Genomic DNA, 18,782 nt, shown 5'->3' on the forward strand with positions numbered 1-18,782 from the left:
GATGGGTGCGCTTGAATATCGTCCGGTGCAAAATGCCGATGACCTTGACCATTTGGATCATGCCCTGCGCGCGCTTAGCGTCGAGTTGGGCGATGCGCATCTGGCCGACAAAGGCGTGTTGCGCGCGGGGCTGTTCGGGCCAGTGCCCGCCGCCTATGGCCTCCTGGCCCTGCACGATGGCGCGTTGATCGGCGCGGCGCTGTTCAGCCCGGTGTTTTCCACCGCCCGCGGGACGGCGGGTGTTTATGTCTCTGACCTCTGGATCGCAGAGGCGGCGCGCGGTCAAAAGCTTGGGCAGGGTATGCTGGCAGAGGTCGGCAAACGCGCCGACCTTCTTTGGGGGGGCAAGTGGATGACATTGGCGGTCTATGCCCATAGCATCGCCTCGCGCCGGTTCTACACGCGCCTCGGGTTCGAGCCGCAAAGCAATGCCACGACGATGCGCCTGTCACAGGATGCGATGCAACGACTGATAAGGAACGCGCAATGAAGGCCATTTTTGACGACCGCCAGTGGTACCATGATCCGAAACATTTCATGGCCAATGGCAAGGTCCTGCCCAGCCCCGAACAACCAGAGCGGATCGCCCGCCTGCGCCACGGTGCCGAGGCGGCGGGCTGTGATTTCATCGCGCCGAAGGATGCCGGGCTTGGCCCGATCGCGGCGCTGCATTCGCCGGAATATGTGACGTTTCTCAGGAATATCTACACCCGCTGGCAGCGGATCAAGGGCGCCGGAGAAGAGGTGATCCCGAATATTCATCCCGCCAACCGATCCGACAATTATCCCAGGTCCGCCGTCGGGCAGGCGGGGTTTCATCAGGCCGATACCGCCTGTCCGATTGGCAAGGGCACGTGGGAAGCGGCCTATTGGTCGGCGCAATCCGCCGTGACCGGGGCCGATCTTCTGGCGGATGGCGCGCGTGCGGGCTATGCGCTATGCCGCCCGCCGGGGCATCATGCTTACGGTGATCTGGCGGGGGGGTTCTGCTTTCTCAACAATGCCGGGATCGCCGCAGAGCGGCTGCGCGCCAGCGGCCTGCGCGCCGCAATTCTGGATGTCGATGTGCATCACGGCAACGGCACGCAGGGCATTTTCTATGACCGCGACGATGTGCTGACCGTGTCGATCCATGCCGATCCGGCGCGGTTTTATCCCTTCTTCTGGGGGCATACCACCGAGCGCGGCGCGGGACGCGGGCTTGGCTACAACCTCAACCTGCCGCTGGCGCGCGGGACGGGGGATGACGCCTATCTCAGGGTGCTGGATACGGCGCTTGAGCGGGTTGCGGCCTTTGGCGCCGATGTGGTTGTGGTGGCGCTTGGGCTTGATGCCTATGAGGGCGATCCGTTTAAAGGCCTGGCGATCACGACGCCGGGGTTTGGCCGGATCGGGGCGGCGATTGCAGGCCTCGGCCTGCCGACGCTTTTCGTGCAGGAAGGCGGTTATATTTGCGAGGAGCTGGGCGAGAACCTGACCGCCACCTTGACAGGGTTTGAAGGCGCATGAGCCACGCTGATGTCATCGTGATCGGCGGCGGGATCGCCGGGGTAAGTGCCGCCGCAGAGCTCGCGCGCGGTGGGGCGAAGGTTATCCTGCTAGAGGGCGAGCCACAGCTTGGCTATCACTCGACCGGGCGCTCGGCGGCGATCTTTATTCGCAACTATGGCAATGCCACCCTGCGTGCGCTCAACGCGGCCGCAGAGCCGGTCTTTGAAAATCCCGGCGATATTTGCGATGGCCCTCTGCTTAGCCCGCGCGGCGAGTTGCTGATCGCCAGCGAAGATGAAATGCCGGTGCTTGAGGCCTATCTTGACGGCTCCACCGGGATCGAGCGGCTGAGCGGGGCGCAAGCCGCCGAGATCGTGCCGATCCTGCGCCCCGACCGTATTGCCGGGGCGATGATCGAACATGGCGCGCAAGGTATCGACGTGGACCGGATGTTGCAGGGCTATGCCCGGTATCTGCGCAGCAATGGCGGCCAGATCGTGACCGGCGCGCCGGTGGGCGAGATCCGCCATGACGGGGGGCTTTGGCAGGTTGAAACACCGCAAGGCACATTCACCGCGCCTGTCATCGTCAATGCCGCCGGGGCCTGGGCCGATGAGGTGGCAGGGCGCGCGGGCGTGGCGCAGGTGGCGCTGCAACCGCTGCGCCGCTCGGCCGCGATCATCCCTGCACCCGAGGGGTATGATTGCGCGGATTGGCCTGTGTTCGGCTCTATTGCCGAGACCTGGTATGCCAAGCCCGAGGCCGGCAAGCTTATGGTGTCACCCGCCGATGAAGACCCGGTTGATCCGCATGATGCCTGGGCCGACGATATGGTTCTGGCCGAAGGGTTGCACCGGTTTGAACAGGCGGTGACGGTGCCGGTGACGCGGGTCGAGCATAGCTGGGCCGGGTTGCGCAGCTTTGTCAGTGATCGCACGCCGGTGGCGGGTTTTGCCCCCGATGTGCGCGGGTTTTTCTGGCTGGCGGGGCAGGGGGGTTACGGGGTGCAGACCGCACCCGCCTTGTCGCGCCTGACAGCGGCGCTTGTGCTCGGGGAAAAGCCCGAGCTTGGGCCAGAGGTGATCGCGGCGCTTTCGCCAGAGCGGTTATTGGCGTGATACCGCCCTAGCCTTTGGCCGAAATCGAGGCGTGCTTTCGCAACAGATGCTCTTTCATAAGCCGCGCCGTGGTTGCCCCGTCGCGGGCACAAAGCGCCTCGGCAATCGCCTCGTGTTCCTCGACCGCTGCGCGCCAGCGGTCTGCTGTAAGGTTCGCCTGATAGCGCGCGCGCTGAACGCGGTAGGCCAAAAGCTCGTGCGAGCGCAGCAGGGTTTCGTTATCCGCCGCCTGCAATATCGCCTTGTGAATGCCCTGATTGATGCGGAAATAGGTTGGCCTGTCGGTTTCTTCATAAGAGCGGCGCAGCTTTTGCGTCATGGTTTCGATCTCTTTGAGAGCGCCATCGCTGGCCGCCACCGTCGCAAGCTCGCCGGCCAGCCCCTCAAGAGCGGCCAGAACGCGAAACACCTCGGCCAGTTCGCTCTCGCTTTGGCGGGTGATGACCGCACCGCGGTGCGGGATCAGATCAAGCAACCCCTCCGCCGCAAGCACCTTGAGCGCCTCGCGCAGGGGCGTGCGTGACACGCCGAACTGTTCGGTCAAAAGCTTTTCGTTGATCTTTCCACCGGGCTCCAGCTGCCCTTCAAGGATCATCTGGCGCAGGCGATTGGTGATCTCGACGGCAAGGGCGGTGCGCCCGATCGGCTCTGGTTTGAGCTCGGACATGGCGGCGGCGTTTTCGGGGTCGTTATACATGCTCTTGGCCCTTTCCTGCTGTCTCTGCCGAGGCTCTGTCGAAAACTTCCGCGATATGCAAGGCCCGCCGCCCGGTGCCATCGGCGATCTGGTGGCGGCAAGAGGTGCCATTGGCGATCACAAGATCATCCGGCGCGGCGGCGCGCACGGCGGGCAAAAGCGACAGCTCGCCCATGCGGATCGACACGTCGTAGGTTTCCGCGCCATAGCCAAAGGCGCCGGCCATGCCGCAGCAACTGCTTTCGATATTCTGTGCGGCAAGCCCCGGCACAAGGTCAAGCGCGGCCCCCATATCGCCCATGACCCCGGCGGCTTTTTGGTGGCAATGGCCATGCACATGCGCGCCCTTGCCGGTGTCGTGCATCTTGAGGTCAAAGCGCCCCGCTTTGGCCTCGCGCGCGGCGAACTCCTCGAAGAGAAAGGCGTTTTGGGCAAGCGCGCGGGCGTCTTCGCCGGGCAGAAGGGTCAGGAATTCGTCGCGCAGCGTCAAAAGGCAAGAGGGCTCCAGCCCGACAATCGGCGTGCCCGCGCGCGCATGCGGCATCAGGGCGTCAAGCGTGCGCCGCGCCTCGGCGCGTGCCTTGTCGATCATGCCCGCCGCCAGATAGGTGCGCCCACAACACAGCGGGCGACCGGAGGCAGTGGCGGGGATCACCTCGTATCCCGCACGGGTCAGAACCCGCAGCGCGGCGCGCGGAATTTCGGGTTCCATCCAGCGGTTGAACGTATCGGTGAACAGGATCACCTTGCCCGCTGTGCCACCCGCCTTGGCCTGTTTCACCTCGCTGTCGCGAAAGAAATCACCGCGAAACAACGGCAGGCTGCGCGCCGCCGCCAGCCCGAGAAGTTTTTCTCCCAGGCGCGCCAGAAACGGCACCCGGTTGCGCAGTGCGATCACCCCACGCAGCGCCACCGCAAGGCGGGCATAGCGGGGCATTTCCGCGATCAGCCGCTCGCGCGTGCCATAGCCCAGTTTCTGACCGCGCTGATAAAGAACCTCGGTTTTCATCTTGGCCATATCCACCCCGGTGGGGCATTCGCGCTTGCAGGCCTTGCAGCCGACGCAAAGCTTTAGCGTCTCGGCCATATCTTGCGAAAACAGCGCGTCTTTGCCCAAGCGCCCAGACAAAGCAAGGCGCAGGGTGTTGGCGCGCCCGCGGGTCACGTCACGCTCGTCGCGGGTCACGCGATAGCTCGGGCACATCGCGCCCCCGGTCAGCTTGCGACAGGCGCCGTTGTTGTTGCACATCTCGACCGCGCCCTGAAATCCAGCCCCCGCGCCGGTCCAGCCGGACCAGTCATGCCCGGTCTTGAGGTCGTCAAACGCATAACCCGGCGGATAGCGCATCAGGCTCCGGTCATCCATTTTCGGCGCATGCACGATCTTGCCGGGGTTAAGGCGCGCACCGGGATCAAACGCCGATTTCACCTCTTCAAAGGCGCTCAGGATGCGTTGGCCGAACATCGCCCCGTGAAATTCGGATCGCACGATGCCATCGCCATGCTCGCCGGAATGCGAGCCTTTGTACTCGCGCACCATCTCAAACGCGGCTTCGGCGATTTCACGCATGGCGCGGACGTCTTTTTTAAGCTTGAGGTTGAGGATCGGGCGCACATGAAGGCAGCCCTCAGAGGCATGCGCATACCATGTGCCGGTGGTGTCATGGCGATGAAACACCTCGGTCAGCCGGTCGGTGTAATCGGCCAGATGATCCAGCGGCACGGCGCAATCCTCGACGAATGACACCGGCTTGCCCGCCTCTTTCATCGACATCATGATATTGAGACCGGCCTTGCGCAGCTCGCCGATATCGGCGGCAAGACCCATATCCCAGACCTCGACGACGCCACCTTCGTGATCGCCGCCCTTGCCGAACCCAAAGCCGAGATCGGCCATGGTATCGGCAAGATGGCGCATGTTTTCCTGGTTCTCATCGGGGCTATCGGCGAATTCGACAAAGAGCATCGCGGCGGGGGTGCCACGCACGAAGCCCTCAAGCGTTTTGGCATAGATCGGGATGGATCGGGCAAGGTCGATCATCGTCGAATCGACCAGTTCCACGGATGTCGGCCCAAGCGCCACAAGCGGTTTTGCTGCCTCCATCGCGGCGCGGAAGGTCGGGAAATGGCACACCCCCATGACGCGGGTTTTCGAGGGTAGGGGCGACAGCTTGATCTCGATCGCGGTTGAAATCGCCAGAGTGCCCTCGGAGCCAATCAGAAGATGCGCAAGGTTGATAGGTGCCGCGCCGGGCACAAGTGCGTCGATGTTATAGCCGCCAACACGACGCTGAACCTTCGGGAAACGCGCGGCGATTTCATCCGCCTCGCGCGCGCCGAGGTCAAGCATCTGCCGCAACAAAGGTTCGGGTACGCGATTGCCAGATCCGGGGCCGAAATCAAACGCGGTGCCATCTGCCAAAAGCCCTTCGATCCGGTCGACATTATCGCGCGTCGTGCCATAGCGAAGCGACCGCGAGCCGCAGGAGTTATTGCCGACCATGCCGCCAATCGTGGCGCGCGAGGCGGTCGAGACATCGACCGGAAACCAAAGCCCATGCGGCTTGAGCGCGCGATTGAGGTCATCAAGCACGATCCCCGGTTCGACCACCGCGCGCCGACCCGGCACATCAAGTTCGATGATCCGGTTGAGGTATTTCGAGCAATCCACGATCAGCCCGGAATTCACCGTTTGCCCGCATTGCGAGGTGCCACCGCCCCGCATGGTGAGCGGGATATCGGCCTCGCGCGCGGCCTCAAGCGCGGCGGCGACATCGCCTGCACTCCTGGCGATGACCACCCCGGCGGGCATGATCTGATAGATCGAGGCATCGGTGGCATAGCGCCCCGCCGAGAAGGCATCAAAGCGGGTTTCGCCCTCGATGTCGCGCGCCAGCCGTGAGCGTATAGTTTCATCCAGCATGCGGCCCGATCCTTCAAAAAAACTTTGCGATATTTCTTGACAGAATATTGAATTCAGAATTCAATTCAACAAAATTCCCTCGTGTTTCGACGCGGGGTCTATCGTATCGGGGAGAGGACAACCATGACTGCCGGACGCCACTTTTTGCAAATTCCCGGGCCTTCCAATGTGCCGGATCGTATCCTGCGCGCGATGGATTACCCGACGATGGATCACCGCGGCCCCGCCTTTGCCGATGTTGGCCGCAGGGCGCTTGAGGGGATGAAATCAATCTTCAAGACCGAAAGCCGGGTGGTGATCTACCCCTCGTCGGGCACCGGCGCATGGGAGGCGGCGCTGGTTAATACCCTGTCGCCGGGCGACACGGTTTTGATGTATGAAACCGGCCATTTCGCGACCCTTTGGAAATCACTGGCGCAGAAACTTGACCTTAACCCGGTCTTTATCGAAAGCGACTGGCGTGCCGGCGCCGACCCGGCGGCCATTGAAGAGCGGCTGCGCGCCGACAAGGGCCACGAGATCAAGGCGGTCTGTGTGGTGCATAATGAAACCTCCACCGGCTCGGTCACGCCGGTGGCCGACGTGCGCCGCGCGATGGATGCCGCCGGGCATCCGGCGCTGCTTATGGCCGACACGATTTCCTCGCTCGCCTCGATTGACTTCAAGCATGATGACTGGGGTGTCGATGTCACGGTATCCGGCTCGCAAAAGGGCTTGATGCTGCCGCCGGGCCTGTCGTTCAACGCGATCAGCGACAAGGCGATGAAAGCCTCTGAGACCGCCGGCCTTAAGCGCGCCTATTGGAGCTGGGCGGACATGGCGGGGCCGAATGACACCGGGTATTTCCCCTACACGCCCGCGACCAACCTGCTTTATGGCCTCAACGAGGCGATTGATATGCTGCATGAAGAGGGGCTTGAGAACGTCTTTGCCCGCCATCAGCGTCACGCCGCCGCCACCCGCGCCGCAGTCAAAGCATGGGGCCTTGAGGTGCTCTGCCAGGTGCCCGAGCATCGCTCGCCGGTTCTGACGGCGGTGATGGTGCCCGAGGGGCATTCGGCGGATAATTTCCGCGCTGTCACCCTGCGCAATTACGATATGTCGCTTGGCAACGGCTTGTCCAAGGTCGCCGACCGGGTGTTCCGGATCGGGCATCTGGGGGATTTCAACGATCTCATGCTCTGCGGCACCCTGTCGGGCGTCGAAATGGGGCTGCGCGATGCGGGCATCCCCTATCGCGCCGGGGGCGTTCAAGCCGCGCTTGAGGTTTTGGGCCAGAAATTCGATGGTGCCCGTGCAGCGGCCTGACCCACTACAGAAATGGTCAACGCGTGAGGAGGAGCCCGCGTTGACCTTGATCGGCAAAACCTAGCGAGACCCAAGATAACCACCGCGCGGCACGGACAAAAGAAGGCACAGTGCCCAACGGCACCGCCCGCGCCTCATTCAGATATCCAGGGAGGATCAAGATGAAAAAGACACTTATCGCAACCGCTGTGGCCGCGATGCTTGCCATGCCGGCAATGGCCGCTGACGTCACCATGAAATTCGGCCATGTCGGCGCGCCCGGCTCGCTGTTCGAGGCGACAGTCAACAACTTCGCCGCCTGCGTTGGCGACAAATCCGGCGGCAAGATCGAGGTTCAGACCTTTGGCTCGTCACAGCTTGGCAAGGACAAGGAACTGCTGCAAAAGCTCAAGCTGGGGCAGGTTGATTTCGCGCTTCCGTCTTCGGTGATGTCCTCGGTCAGTGACGTTTTCGGCGTGTTCGAGATGCCCTATATCATCAAGGACCGCGATCACATGCGCCGCGTGCAAGGCGCGATGATGGACAAATTCCAGGGTGCGGCCAACGACAATGGCTATCACATTGTCGGGCTGGCCGAGAACGGCTTTCGCCACATCACCAACAACACCCGCCCGATCAACAAACCCGAGGATCTTGAGGGGATCAAGCTGCGCACGCCGAACGGCGCGTGGCGCGTCAAGATGTTCCAGCAATACGGCGCCAACCCCACGCCGATGTCCTTTTCCGACGTCTTTACCGCGCTTCAGACTGGTGTGATCGACGGCCAGGAAAACCCCTATGCACAGATCGCCTCGGCCAAGTTTCAAGAGGTGCAAAAGTACCTCTCGATCACCGGCCATGTCTATACGCCTGCGTATATTCTGACCTCGTCCAAGACTTTTGCCAAACAATCGGCGGATGTTCAGGCAATGCTGACCGAGTGCGCGAACGACACCCAAACCTTTACCTATGAAAAGGCGGCCCAGCTTGAGACCGACCTTTTGACGGTGATCAAGGATGCCGGTGTCGAGGTGAACGAGGCCGACAAGGCCGCATTCATCGAAGCCTCCAAGCCGATCTATGAAGGCTTTGCCGCCGAGGTAGAGGGCGGTCAGGAGCTGATCGACACGGTCATGGGGCTCGCCCAGTCGAGCTAAGCCCGCACACTATCCGGCGGTCCCGTCATGGGGCCGCCAAACCCCGTTTCCCAAGATCAAACACCCCCGGATCATCCTGTCACGTCAATCGGGCAGGGGCGTTCGGATGCATGTAAAAGAAGGCCCCCATGACTATTCTGTCACGCGCCAACCACATCCTGAGCCGTATTCTGGAAAGTCTCACGATCCTGCTGATGGTCGGTCTGACCGCGATCGTGATCATCGCCGTTCTGGCCCGCCTCATGGGGCAGAGCTTTTCGTGGTACGACGAGGTGGCCGCGATCATGCTGGCCTGGATCACCTATTATGGTTCGGCACTTGCGGCGCTGCATCGTCGCCACATCGGGTTTGATACCGTGCTTTTGGCGCTGCCGCCGAGTATGCGGCTTGTCGCACTTTTGGTGGGCGAGGGGCTTGTGTTGCTGTTCTTCGTGCTGATGGCGCGCGCCGGGCTTCAGGTGCTTGAGGTGCTTGAGGGCGACATGCTTGTGTCGCTGACCTGGGTGCCGGTGCAATTCACCCAATCCGTGATCCCGATTGGCGCCACCCTTTTCGTGGTCTGCCAATTACTGAGCCTGCCGGAGTACTGGGCAAAGACCATGCAGGGCATATCGCTTGAACACGCCGAAATCGAAGAAGAGGTCGAGACCGAACTTCAGAAGAACAAGGATCGCGTCTGATGCTTATGTTGGCCATTTTCCTAGCCCTTTTGGCGATGATCTGTATCAACGTGCCGATTGCCGTGGCTCTGGCGATGTCGGGTGTTCTGGGCCTTTTGGTCACCGAGGGGCCCGATAGTCTCGTGACCATCGCGCTTGATATGTACGACGGGTCGACCAAGTTTTCGCTGATTGCGATCCCGATGTTCGTGCTGGCCGGTGCGATCATGAATGCCGGTGGCATCACCGACCGGCTTATCAACTTTGTCTCGGCGATTGTCGGCTTTGTGCGCGGCGGATTGGCGATGGTGAATATCGGCGTCTCGCTGTTCTTCGCGGAAATTTCTGGCTCTGCGGTGGCGGATGTGGCGGCGATGGGCTCGATCCTGATCCCGCAGATGAAAAAGCGCGGCTATTCCAAGGAACTGTCGGCGGCGGTCACATCGTCTTCGGCGTCGCTCGCGATCATCATCCCGCCGTCGATCCCGATGATCCTTTACGCGGCCTCGGCCAATACATCCGTGGAACAGCTTTTCGTGGCCGGCGTGGTGCCGGGCCTTTTGGGGGCGGCGGGGCTCATGCTGGTCGCCTATATCTTTGCGCGCCGCTACAACCTTCCGACCGAAGAGGCGTTCAACATGCCGCGCCTGCGCGAGACCTTTGTCGATGCCCTGCCGGCCTTTACCCTTCCGGTGATCATCCTTGGCGGCATCTTTGGCGGCTTTGTCACCGCGACCGAAGGCGCGGGCCTTGCGGTGATTGCCGCGCTTGCGGTTTCGGCCTGGTATCGCAACCTTGACCTTGGCCACCTGCGCCGCGCCATGCTGGACGGCGGCATGCAGACCGCCGTTGTCATGCTTTTGGTCGCGGCCTCGGTCCTTATGGGCGGGTTCCTGACCCGTGCGCAGATCCCGCAGGAGCTTGCCAATGGCATCCTGTCGATCACCGACAAGCAATGGGCGATCCTGCTGATCCTCAACTTTTTCTTCCTGATCATCGGCTTTTTCCTGCACTCTGCGGCGGCGATCATCCTTGTGGTGCCGATTGTCATCCCGCTGATCACCGCGGCGGGGATCGACCCGGTGCATTTCGGCCTTGTGGTCACGCTTAACCTTGCCATCGGTCAACAGACCCCACCCGTGGCCTCGGTTCTGATCACATCCTGTGCGGTGGCGCGGGCCAATATCTGGGAGGTGTCCAAGGTCAATATCTGGTTCGTGATGGTGCTTTTGGCGGTGCTGATGCTTTGCACCTATGTGCCGTCGGTGCCATTGTTCCTGGTCGAATATTTCTACAGATAAGGCGGCAAGATGAGCGAACTTACCCATGATATCCGCGACGCGACGCTATGGATCACCTTTAACCGACCACAGGCGCGCAATGCGCTGACCTTTGAGATGTACGAGGGGCTTGCCGATCTCTGTCGCGGCGTGCCGACGGACGGAAGCCTGCGCGCCGTGGTTCTGTCGGGGGCCGGCGGGCGGGCCTTTGCGGCGGGCACCGACATGACCCAGTTTCGGGCCTTTGATAAGGCGCAGGATGCGCTTGATTACGAGGCAAAGATCGGCGCCGTGCTTGACGCGGTTGAGCGCTGCCCTTTGCCAACCATCGCGGCGCTCAACGGGGCCTGTACCGGGGGCGGGGCGGCGATTGCGGCGGCCTGCGATATCCGCATTGCAAGTGCCAACCTCAAGTTCGGCTTTCCGATTGCGCGCACCCTTGGCAATTGCCTGGCCGCCGCCAATCTGGCGCGGCTTTCGGCACTGATGGGGGCGGGGCGCGTGCGCGAGATGATCTTTACCGCGCGGCTTTTGGGCGCGGATGAGGCGCAGGCCTGTGGGTTGATTTCCGAGGTGCTTGAAGATGAGGCGGCGCTTATGGCGCGCGCCGAAGCCCTCGCAAAAACACTTGGCGAGATGGCGCCCCTGACCCTGCGCGCCACCAAAGAGGCGATGCGCCGTGTCGGTGCCGCAGCCGCTGTTGAAGACGCCGACCTGATCGAGATGTGTTACATGAGCGCAGATTTCCGTCACGGGATGGAAGCCTTCCTTGCCAAGGAGGCCCCGAAATGGACGGGAAAATAGCGCCGCAGGCGAGCGGTCCGCTGGCCGGGATGAAGGTGGTCGAGCTTGCGCACATCATGGCCGGGCCGGTCTGTGGCCTGATGCTGGCCGATATGGGCGCGGATGTGATCAAGGTTGAAAAGCCCGACGGCGATGACAGCCGCCGCTTTGTGCCCCCCGCGATCGAAGGAGAATCCGCCGCCTATATGATGATGAACCGGAACAAGCGGGGGCTGGCGCTTAACCTCAAGCAACCGGATGCGGTGGCGGCGCTTCACCGTCTGTTGGAAGAGGCCGACGTTGTGATCGAAAACTATCGCATGGGCACGATGGAGCGGTTGGGCCTTGGCTATGACGAGCTGCGCGCGATCAATCCGCGACTGATCTATTGCGAGATTTCCGGCTTTGGCCGTACGGGTCCGTATGCAGAGCGCGGCGGTTTTGATCTTATCGCCCAAGGCATGTCTGGCCTGATGTCGATCACCGGCGAAGGGCAAGGCCGCCCGCCCGTCAAGCCTGGAGCACCGATTTCTGACATCACGGCGGGGATCATCGCCGCCATGGGCGTTTCGGCGGCCTATGCCCGGATGTTGCAAACCGGAGAGGGGCAAAAGGTTGACACCTCGCTGTTTGAGGCGGCCATCACCCAGACCTATTGGCAATCGGCCATCGCCTTTGCCACCGGCACGGCGCCCGGCCCGCTTGGCTCGGCGCATCCGCTGAATGCGCCTTACCAGTCGTTTCGCACCTCTGACGGCTGGATCAATGTTGGCGCCGCCAATCAACGCAACTGGGAACGGTTTCTTGACGTGATCGACGCGCCAGAGCTTGGCCATGATCCGCGCTTTGCCAGCAATCAGGACCGGATGCAGAACCTGCATGCGCTTGAAGGCATCCTGAACGAGAAACTTGGCCATGAAACAACGCAGGTCTGGCTTGACCGGATGGAGGCCGCGGGCCTGCCCGCCGGGCCGGTGCTTGATATCCTTGAAATGCACCGTGATCCGCAAACCCTTGCCCGCGACATGATCGTCGAGGTGGCGCACCCCAAGGCGGGCAACATTCAGACCCTCGGCCACCCGATCAAGTTTAGCGAGACCCCCGCCAGCATCCGCAGCGCCGCGCCGGTTCTGGGCCAACATAGCCGCGAAGTGCTTGGGGAGGCGGGCTATGACGCCGCCGTGATTGACGCCATGATCGCAAGTGGCGCGGTGATTGCCGCATGAATGATCCCTTGATCCCGCTGCTGCATGCCGCGCGCGCCGGAGGCCCGAGACTGCCTGCCGGGGCAGGTGAAGGGCTGACCCGCGCGCGCGTCTTTGCCGTGCAAGAGGCGCTTGCCGCCACGCTTGGCCCGGTCGGCGGTTTCAAGGTGGCCTATCCGCCGGATGCCCCCATCATCATCGGGCCGATCTATGCCAGCGATATTCACGCCAGCCCTGCAACCCTTGACTTGCCTGCCGATGAAGAGGTCGGGGTCGAGCTTGAATATGCCTTTCGCCTGATCGCCCCTCTGCCGGATCGCGACGCGCCTGATTTTGCCGATAAACTGCGCGCAGCGGTCGAACTGCTGCCGGTGTTCGAGCTTGTGCGCAGCCGGTTGGACGACCCCAAAGGCGCAAGCCCGCTGTTGAAGATGCTCGACAATCAGTTGAACGGCGCGGTGGTCTTTGGCGCGCCAATCCGTGACTGGCAGGGGATTGATGTGACCGAGGCCACCGCGCGCCTGACGATTGGCGACGCAGTGCATCTGAGCGGCGCGGCGCGGGTGCCGGGCGGCGATGCCTTTGCGACACTGTGCAAGCTTGCCCTTGCGATCGGCGATCATTGTGGCGGCTTGCAGCCCGGTCAGGTGGTGATCACCGGATCGCTCAACGGGTTACCCTGGGTCAAACCGGGCCTTGTGTCGCGCGGCGAGATTGCCGGGCTCGGTACAGTGGAAATGACCCTTGAGGCCGGATCAGAATGACGGCGGCGTACAGGCGCTGATGATCTTGCAGACTTCCTTGCCGGGATTGCGAAACCGGTGGGGCAGGCGGCTATCAAAGAGGTATCCATCGCCGGGGTGTAGCACCCTGACCTGATCTTCGACGGTGATTTCGATCATGCCCGCGATCACGATGCCGGCCTCTTCGCCAATATGGCTAAGCAATTCCGGCCCGGTGTCGGCGTCTGGCGGATAGGTCTCATCCAGAATTTGCAGGGCATGGTTGCTGGCATTGCCAAGCTGGCGCAACGACACTGCCGTCAGGCCCGATTGCGGCGCGATCTCGGTGAACTCGTCAGGGCCGTAGAAATACTTGCTGTCCTGGATGTCCTCGATCGTGGCAAAGAATTCCGCGATACTCATGGGAATCGCATCCAGCAGACTTTTGAGCGAGGCCACTGAAGGGCTGGTCTTATTCTGCTCGATCAGTGAGATCGTTCCATTTGTCAGACCCGCCCGAGCGGCAAGTTCCCGCTGAGACAACCCATGTGCTTTGCGGATTTCCTGGAGCCTGTTGCCAATGTCCACGTCTCGTTCCTTCTGCGCCTTCGGAATAATCTTTTGCGAGAACAATGTAGTACACGCAACCCCGCACCGTAACCTTGTTTGGAATCAAATGTGTTGCACTGCTCGCATCTGTCGCACATCGAGAATGCCTTGGCGGAAACGGGATTGACAGGTAAATTAAACGTATTATGAGAATTTTAAACACACCCCTGAACGGGACCGGTGTTCGTCAGAACAAGGAAATAGCGAAATGTCCAATACCGTAAAGAAAAAGCCCCGCAAGGCTGCTGCCGCGTCCAAGGCCAAGATTGCAATCGTGCCGGATGTTGCGCGCGACCCACAAACTAATGCCGCGCTTATCGCCCGTCGCGAGGCCGCCGTTGCGCGCGGTGTGGCCTCTGCGGCCCCGGTCTTTGCAAGCCATGCCGAAAACGCCGAGCTTTGGGATGTCGAAGGCAACCGCTATATCGATTTCGTCGGCGGGATTGCCGTGCTCAACACCGGGCATCGTCACCCCAAAGTGGTCGCTGCCGCCAAGGCGCAGGAAGATCATTACACGCATACCAGCTTTCAGGTTGTGCCCTACGAGCCCTATATTGCCCTGGCCGAGAAACTGAACGATCTGGCCCCCGGCGATCACGCCAAGAAATCCCTTCTGGTCACCACCGGCGCCGAAGCGGTTGAAAACGCGGTCAAGATTGCCCGCGCCGCCACCGGCCGTCCGGGCATTATCGCCTTTACCGGCGGCTATCATGGCCGCACATTGCTCACGCTTGGCATGACCGGCAAGATCTCTCCCTATAAAAAGGACGTCGGCCCGTTCCCGTCCGATATCTTCCGCGCGCCCTTCCCGAGTGTGCGTGACGGCATCACCGTGCAGGACGCCCTTACCGGGCTTCAGAACCTGTTCCTCACAGACGCACAGCCCGAGCGGATTGCCGCGATCATCATCGAGCCGGTGCTTGGCGAGGCTGGCTATACGCCGGTGCCCTTCGAGATGATGCAGGCGCTGCGCGATATCTGTGACACCCATGGCATCATGCTGATCGCCGACGAGATTCAGGCTGGTTTTGGCCGTACAGGTACATGGTTTGCGGTTGAGCATTCCGGCGTTGTGCCGGATCTGATCACCGTCGCCAAATCCATGGCCGGCGGCTATCCCCTTGCCGGTGTGATTGGTCGCGCCGAGGTGATGGATGCGATGATTCCCGGTGGTCTGGGCGGCACTTACGGCGGTAACCCGGTGGCCTGCGCCGCGGCACTTGCCGCAATCGAAGCGATTGAGGAAGAGGGCCTTTTGGCGCGCTCGACCGAGCTTGGTGAGCATTTCCGCGCCCGCTTTGCCGAGATTGGCGCGCGCGTGGCACCGTTCCGCATGTGGGATATCCGCGGCCTTGGCGCCATGCTGGCGGTCGAGTTCGTGACCGACTTTGACAGTGCCGCGCCCGATGCCGCGCTGACCAAGGCGGTTGTTGCCCATGCGCTCAAACGCGGGCTGATCCTGCTGTCCTGTGGCATGCATGGCAACGCGGTTCGGATCATGGTGCCGCTGACCGCGTCGGATGGGATCATCGAAGAAGGTCTGGCCATCTTCGAGGCGGCATTGGTTGACGCGATGGCCGAACTGCAAGCCTAAGCAATCCCGGATTGCGAAGAGGGGCGGGCGGTTGCCTGCCCCTTTTTTGTGTCTCTGCCCATGTTTGGGATCAGTCGACAGGCGCAAACTGATCCGCTTTGGCGCGGGCCCATCTTGTGCGATAGCCACCCGGATCTTCCTTGCCGTCCTTCAGCAAAAAGCCGACCGGCAGGATCGAATAGGCCTCATCGCCGGTGACCATCTGCGCATCGCTCTGCCGGATCATAAGGTGACGTGGCAAAAACTCGCCCGGATTGGACAGGCCGGCTGCGCCGGTCATTTCGCCCAAAGCCGCCAGCGTATTGCGGTGAAAATTTGCGACGCGCTTGCTTTTTCCGACCGGATCAAGCGCGCGTTGGCGCAGCGGGTCCTGGGTGGCGACCCCGACGGGGCAATGGTTGGTATGACAGGCCTGCGCCTGGATACAGCCGATGGCAAACATATAGCCGCGCGCCGAATTGCACCAATCCGCCCCAAGCGCGAGGGCGCGGGCAATATCAAAGGCCGAGACGATCTTGCCCGCCGCCCCAATCTTGACCTGATCACGCAGCCCTGCGCCGCGCAGGGTGTTGTGCACAAAGGTCAGCCCCTCGACCATCGGCATGCCGATGTGATTGGCAAATTCCAGCGGCGCGGCGCCGGTGCCGCCCTCGGTCCCGTCAACCACGATGAAATCAGGGGTGAATTTGGTTTCGATCATCGCCTTGACCATGCACATGAATTCGCGCCGGTGGCCGATGCAAAGCTTGAAGCCCACCGGCTTGCCGCCGGATCTCTCGCGCAAAAGCGCGAGGAACTGCATCATCTCGATCGGGGTGGAAAAGGCGGAATGCGAGGCCGGTGATACACAATCCTGTCCCATCGGCACGCCGCGCGCCTCGGCGATCTCGGGGCTTATTTTCGAGGCGGGCAACATGCCGCCATGGCCCGGCTTGGCCCCCTGGCTTAGCTTGACCTCGATCATCTTGATTTGCGGGCTTGCGGCCTGTTCAGAAAAACGGTCGGCGTTAAAGGTACCATCATCATTGCGACAGCCGAAATAACCCGAGCCGACCTCGTAAATCAGATCGCCGCCGCCCTCGCGGTGATAGCGGCTTACCCCGCCCTCGCCGGTGTCATGGGCAAAGCCGCCAATCTTTGCGCCGGTGTTCAGCGCCAGAATGGCATTGGCCGACAGCGCGCCAAAGCTCATGGCGGAGATGTTGTAGATCGAGGCATCGTAGGGCTGGGCACAGTCGGGCCCGCCGATGCGCACGCGGAAATCGGTATCCTCAAGATGTTTCGGCATCACCGAATGCGTGACCCAGGAATAGCCCGCATCATAGACCCGCATCCGCGTACCAAAGGGCCGTTTGTCCTCCATCCCCTTGGCGCGCTGATAAACAAGCGAGCGGGCGTCGCGGCTAAAGGGTTCTTCGTCCTGATCGCTTTCAATCAGGTACTGGCGGATTTCGGGGCGGATACCCTCGAACAGAAACCGCATATGCCCGATCACCGGATAATTGCGCAGGATTGAATGGCTGTTCTGGGTCACATCCAGAACACCAAGCGCAGTCAGCCCCGCGAAAAATACCAGCGGAATTAGCATCCAGATCGACCAGAACAGGCCAATGAGGGACACAAATGCCAAAAGCCCCGATAGCGCAAAGGCCGCAAAGCGCCCCATTTCATTCATCTTCGGCATGTGGTCGTCCTTTCGAGTTTCGCGTACCTATACAACGACAAGTCTGAATTTTTGCCTTACTGCAACAATAACGGCATCATGAGCGAAGCGAGGCTCAGAACCAAAAAGAATCCGGCCATATCGGTGATTGTTGTCAAAAGCGGGCCACTGGCGACCGCCGGATCCTGGCCGACGCGCTTGAGAAGAAGCGGCACGACCCCGCCAATCGACACCGCAATCAGCGTGTTGAGCGCAAGCGCAAGACCGATGACAAGACCAAGGTAGGGGTTTCCTTTCCAGGCCCAACAGACAAGCCCGATGAGAATACCAAGCACGATCCCGTTGATCACCCCGACAGAAACTTCTTTCATCCAGACCCGCATCGCATCTTTTGGCCGCACAAGACCAAGGGACAGTTCGCGCATGGTCACGCCGACCGCCTGATTTCCCGAACAGCCGCTCATGTCCGACACCATCGGCAGGAACACGGCGATGGCAATGACGGCGGCGAGGGTTTCTTCATAGGCGGAAATCACGCTGGCCGCGATGATGTTCAGCACGATATTGGCCGACAGCCAGGCAAGACGACGCCGCGAGCGGATCGCCAGCGGCATGGTGCGAAGCTCGTCCCCGACGATCCCTTGCAGGCGCAGGTTATCGCCCTCGGCGCGCGCAAGAATGGCGGCATCGACCGCGGTGCGAGAGATCACGCCGACCAGGGCCTTGGCCTCGTCGACAACCGGGAAACCAAGAAAATCATAGTCGTTGAACAGGTCCTGAAGCGTATCAAGCGAGGCCTGCGCATCCACCGTGAGCGGCGTCACCATGATGTCTTCAAGTTTGGCGCTGCGCTTGGCCGTCAACAGCCCGCGCAATGACACAACGCCGACCGGATGACCCAACTCATCGACGATATAGGGGTGCTGCCCGTGATAGCGTTCAAGGTCTTCGTCGTCACTGGCGAGGCTGCGCAAAACCGCGCCAACCGTCTGGTTCGGGCGGAACTGAAAGGCATCCGCCAGCATCAGACCACCGGCAGTACCGGCATCATATTCGGCCAGGCGGCGCACCCCGGCGGCGTCTTCCGGGTCAAGCCCGGCCAGAATCGCATCGGCATCTTCCTGGTCAAGCTCGGCCAGAACATCGGCCTGAACGTCCGAATCAAGTTCGTCGAAAATTTCAACCGCCCTGGCCGTTTCCTGGCCTTCGATCAGCTCGCCGGCAAGTTCAAGGGGGGCTTCGTCAATCAACTGCGAGGCCATTTCAGGCGAGAGCAAAGCGATCAGCGCGTCCCGTTCCGTGTGCGAAAACGTCAACACTTCGCGCAGGGCTTCGCTAATGGTTACGCTGTCAAGAAGCGTGTCAAGCCGGTCACCGTCAGCGGCATCAAAGGCGGCCCTAACATCATCGGAAATATCAATATTTTCAATTATTTCGTTGTCAATCAGGGGGGCATCCATGATGAGTTTCCTTGTTGGTGCGTGCCATCTTGCGGCCTGTTGAGACGGGTAATTCTGCGATCTGTCATCGCATTCCCTGATCATGGCTTTGTGCCACTTTAACGAGCAGTTGTTAACTGTCGGCGACGCCGTCT

The 18,782-nt window shown here is 61.4% G+C and carries 16 protein-coding genes; 11 read left to right on the plus strand and 5 right to left on the minus strand.

The features are described 5' to 3' along the window. The first annotated feature begins 1 nt into the window (after position 1). From BUB78_RS05910 to BUB78_RS05920, 3 genes are read left to right on the plus strand one after another with little or no spacing between them, the layout of a single operon-like run. Positions 2-490 carry a GNAT family N-acetyltransferase gene (locus BUB78_RS05910; RefSeq protein ID WP_073196021.1) on the plus strand — a complete coding sequence of 163 codons (489 nt, stop codon included), beginning with the start codon at positions 2-4 and terminating at the stop codon, positions 488-490. Next, on the plus strand, positions 487-1,509 hold the full coding sequence (locus BUB78_RS05915) for a histone deacetylase family protein (protein WP_073196023.1): 1,023 nt from the start codon (positions 487-489) through the stop codon (positions 1,507-1,509). Before BUB78_RS05910 ends, BUB78_RS05915 begins: the two co-directional genes overlap by 4 nt. Next, the gene (locus BUB78_RS05920) at positions 1,506-2,609 is read left to right on the plus strand and encodes an NAD(P)/FAD-dependent oxidoreductase (protein ID WP_073196025.1); all 1,104 of its coding nucleotides are present in this window, start codon (positions 1,506-1,508) and stop codon (positions 2,607-2,609) included. The genes BUB78_RS05915 and BUB78_RS05920 overlap by 4 nt, the downstream gene beginning before the upstream one ends. Positions 2,610-2,616: 7 nt before the next feature. Here BUB78_RS05920 and BUB78_RS05925 read toward each other — a convergent pair whose 3' ends face one another. After that, positions 2,617-3,306: a GntR family transcriptional regulator gene (locus BUB78_RS05925; RefSeq protein ID WP_245813372.1), complete on the minus strand. Its 690-nt coding sequence runs from the start codon at positions 3,304-3,306 to the stop codon at positions 2,617-2,619. Then, on the minus strand, positions 3,299-6,229 hold the full coding sequence (locus BUB78_RS05930) for an FAD-binding and (Fe-S)-binding domain-containing protein (RefSeq protein WP_073196027.1): 2,931 nt from the start codon (positions 6,227-6,229) through the stop codon (positions 3,299-3,301). The genes BUB78_RS05925 and BUB78_RS05930 overlap by 8 nt, the downstream gene beginning before the upstream one ends. A gap of 123 nt (positions 6,230-6,352) precedes the next feature. Between BUB78_RS05930 and BUB78_RS05935 the strand changes: the two genes are divergently transcribed. From BUB78_RS05935 to BUB78_RS05965, 7 genes are all read left to right on the plus strand, one after another. Continuing rightward, the gene (locus BUB78_RS05935; RefSeq protein ID WP_073196029.1) at positions 6,353-7,537 is read left to right on the plus strand and encodes a pyridoxal-phosphate-dependent aminotransferase family protein; all 1,185 of its coding nucleotides are present in this window, start codon (positions 6,353-6,355) and stop codon (positions 7,535-7,537) included. Positions 7,538-7,698: 161 nt separating this feature from the next. Then, entirely contained in the window at positions 7,699-8,673 is a 975-nt protein-coding gene (locus tag BUB78_RS05940; protein ID WP_073196031.1) for a TRAP transporter substrate-binding protein, read from the plus strand. A 128-nt stretch (positions 8,674-8,801) separates the two neighbouring features. Continuing rightward, positions 8,802-9,353 (plus strand): TRAP transporter small permease, encoded by a 552-nt coding sequence (locus BUB78_RS05945; RefSeq protein WP_073196033.1) that lies wholly within the window; start codon positions 8,802-8,804, stop codon positions 9,351-9,353. Continuing rightward, positions 9,353-10,633 (plus strand): TRAP transporter large permease, encoded by a 1,281-nt coding sequence (locus BUB78_RS05950; protein ID WP_073196035.1) that lies wholly within the window; start codon positions 9,353-9,355, stop codon positions 10,631-10,633. Before BUB78_RS05945 ends, BUB78_RS05950 begins: the two co-directional genes overlap by 1 nt. A 9-nt stretch (positions 10,634-10,642) precedes the next feature. Beyond that, on the plus strand, positions 10,643-11,416 hold the full coding sequence (locus BUB78_RS05955) for an enoyl-CoA hydratase (RefSeq protein WP_073196037.1): 774 nt from the start codon (positions 10,643-10,645) through the stop codon (positions 11,414-11,416). Continuing rightward, the gene (locus tag BUB78_RS05960; protein WP_073196039.1) at positions 11,401-12,621 is read left to right on the plus strand and encodes a CaiB/BaiF CoA transferase family protein; all 1,221 of its coding nucleotides are present in this window, start codon (positions 11,401-11,403) and stop codon (positions 12,619-12,621) included. Before BUB78_RS05955 ends, BUB78_RS05960 begins: the two co-directional genes overlap by 16 nt. Next, positions 12,618-13,364 carry a 2-keto-4-pentenoate hydratase gene (locus BUB78_RS05965; RefSeq protein ID WP_073196041.1) on the plus strand — a complete coding sequence of 249 codons (747 nt, stop codon included), beginning with the start codon at positions 12,618-12,620 and terminating at the stop codon, positions 13,362-13,364. Before BUB78_RS05960 ends, BUB78_RS05965 begins: the two co-directional genes overlap by 4 nt. Here the strand turns inward: BUB78_RS05965 and BUB78_RS05970 are convergent. Further along, positions 13,356-13,910 (minus strand): cupin domain-containing protein, encoded by a 555-nt coding sequence (locus BUB78_RS05970; protein WP_073196043.1) that lies wholly within the window; start codon positions 13,908-13,910, stop codon positions 13,356-13,358. The genes BUB78_RS05965 and BUB78_RS05970 overlap by 9 nt on opposite strands. Positions 13,911-14,139: 229 nt before the next feature. Here BUB78_RS05970 and gabT point away from each other — a divergent pair, with 229 nt between their 5' ends. Then, positions 14,140-15,525: a 4-aminobutyrate--2-oxoglutarate transaminase gene (gabT, locus tag BUB78_RS05975; protein WP_220083988.1), complete on the plus strand. Its 1,386-nt coding sequence runs from the start codon at positions 14,140-14,142 to the stop codon at positions 15,523-15,525. Between the two features lie 70 nt (positions 15,526-15,595). Here the strand turns inward: gabT and BUB78_RS05980 are convergent, their stop codons facing one another. Together BUB78_RS05980 and mgtE are read right to left on the minus strand one after the other, a co-directional pair. Then, positions 15,596-17,209 carry an FMN-binding glutamate synthase family protein gene (locus tag BUB78_RS05980; protein WP_073196045.1) on the minus strand — a complete coding sequence of 538 codons (1,614 nt, stop codon included), beginning with the start codon at positions 17,207-17,209 and terminating at the stop codon, positions 15,596-15,598. A gap of 56 nt (positions 17,210-17,265) precedes the next feature. Next, a complete protein-coding gene (gene mgtE, locus BUB78_RS05985; RefSeq protein WP_073196048.1) occupies positions 17,266-18,648 on the minus strand; it encodes a magnesium transporter in 1,383 nt (460 codons plus the stop codon). Positions 18,649-18,782: the final 134 nt, after the last annotated feature.

Origin of the sequence: Roseovarius marisflavi (assembly GCF_900142625.1) — a bacterium.
Lineage (GTDB): Bacteria > Pseudomonadota > Alphaproteobacteria > Rhodobacterales > Rhodobacteraceae > Roseovarius > Roseovarius marisflavi.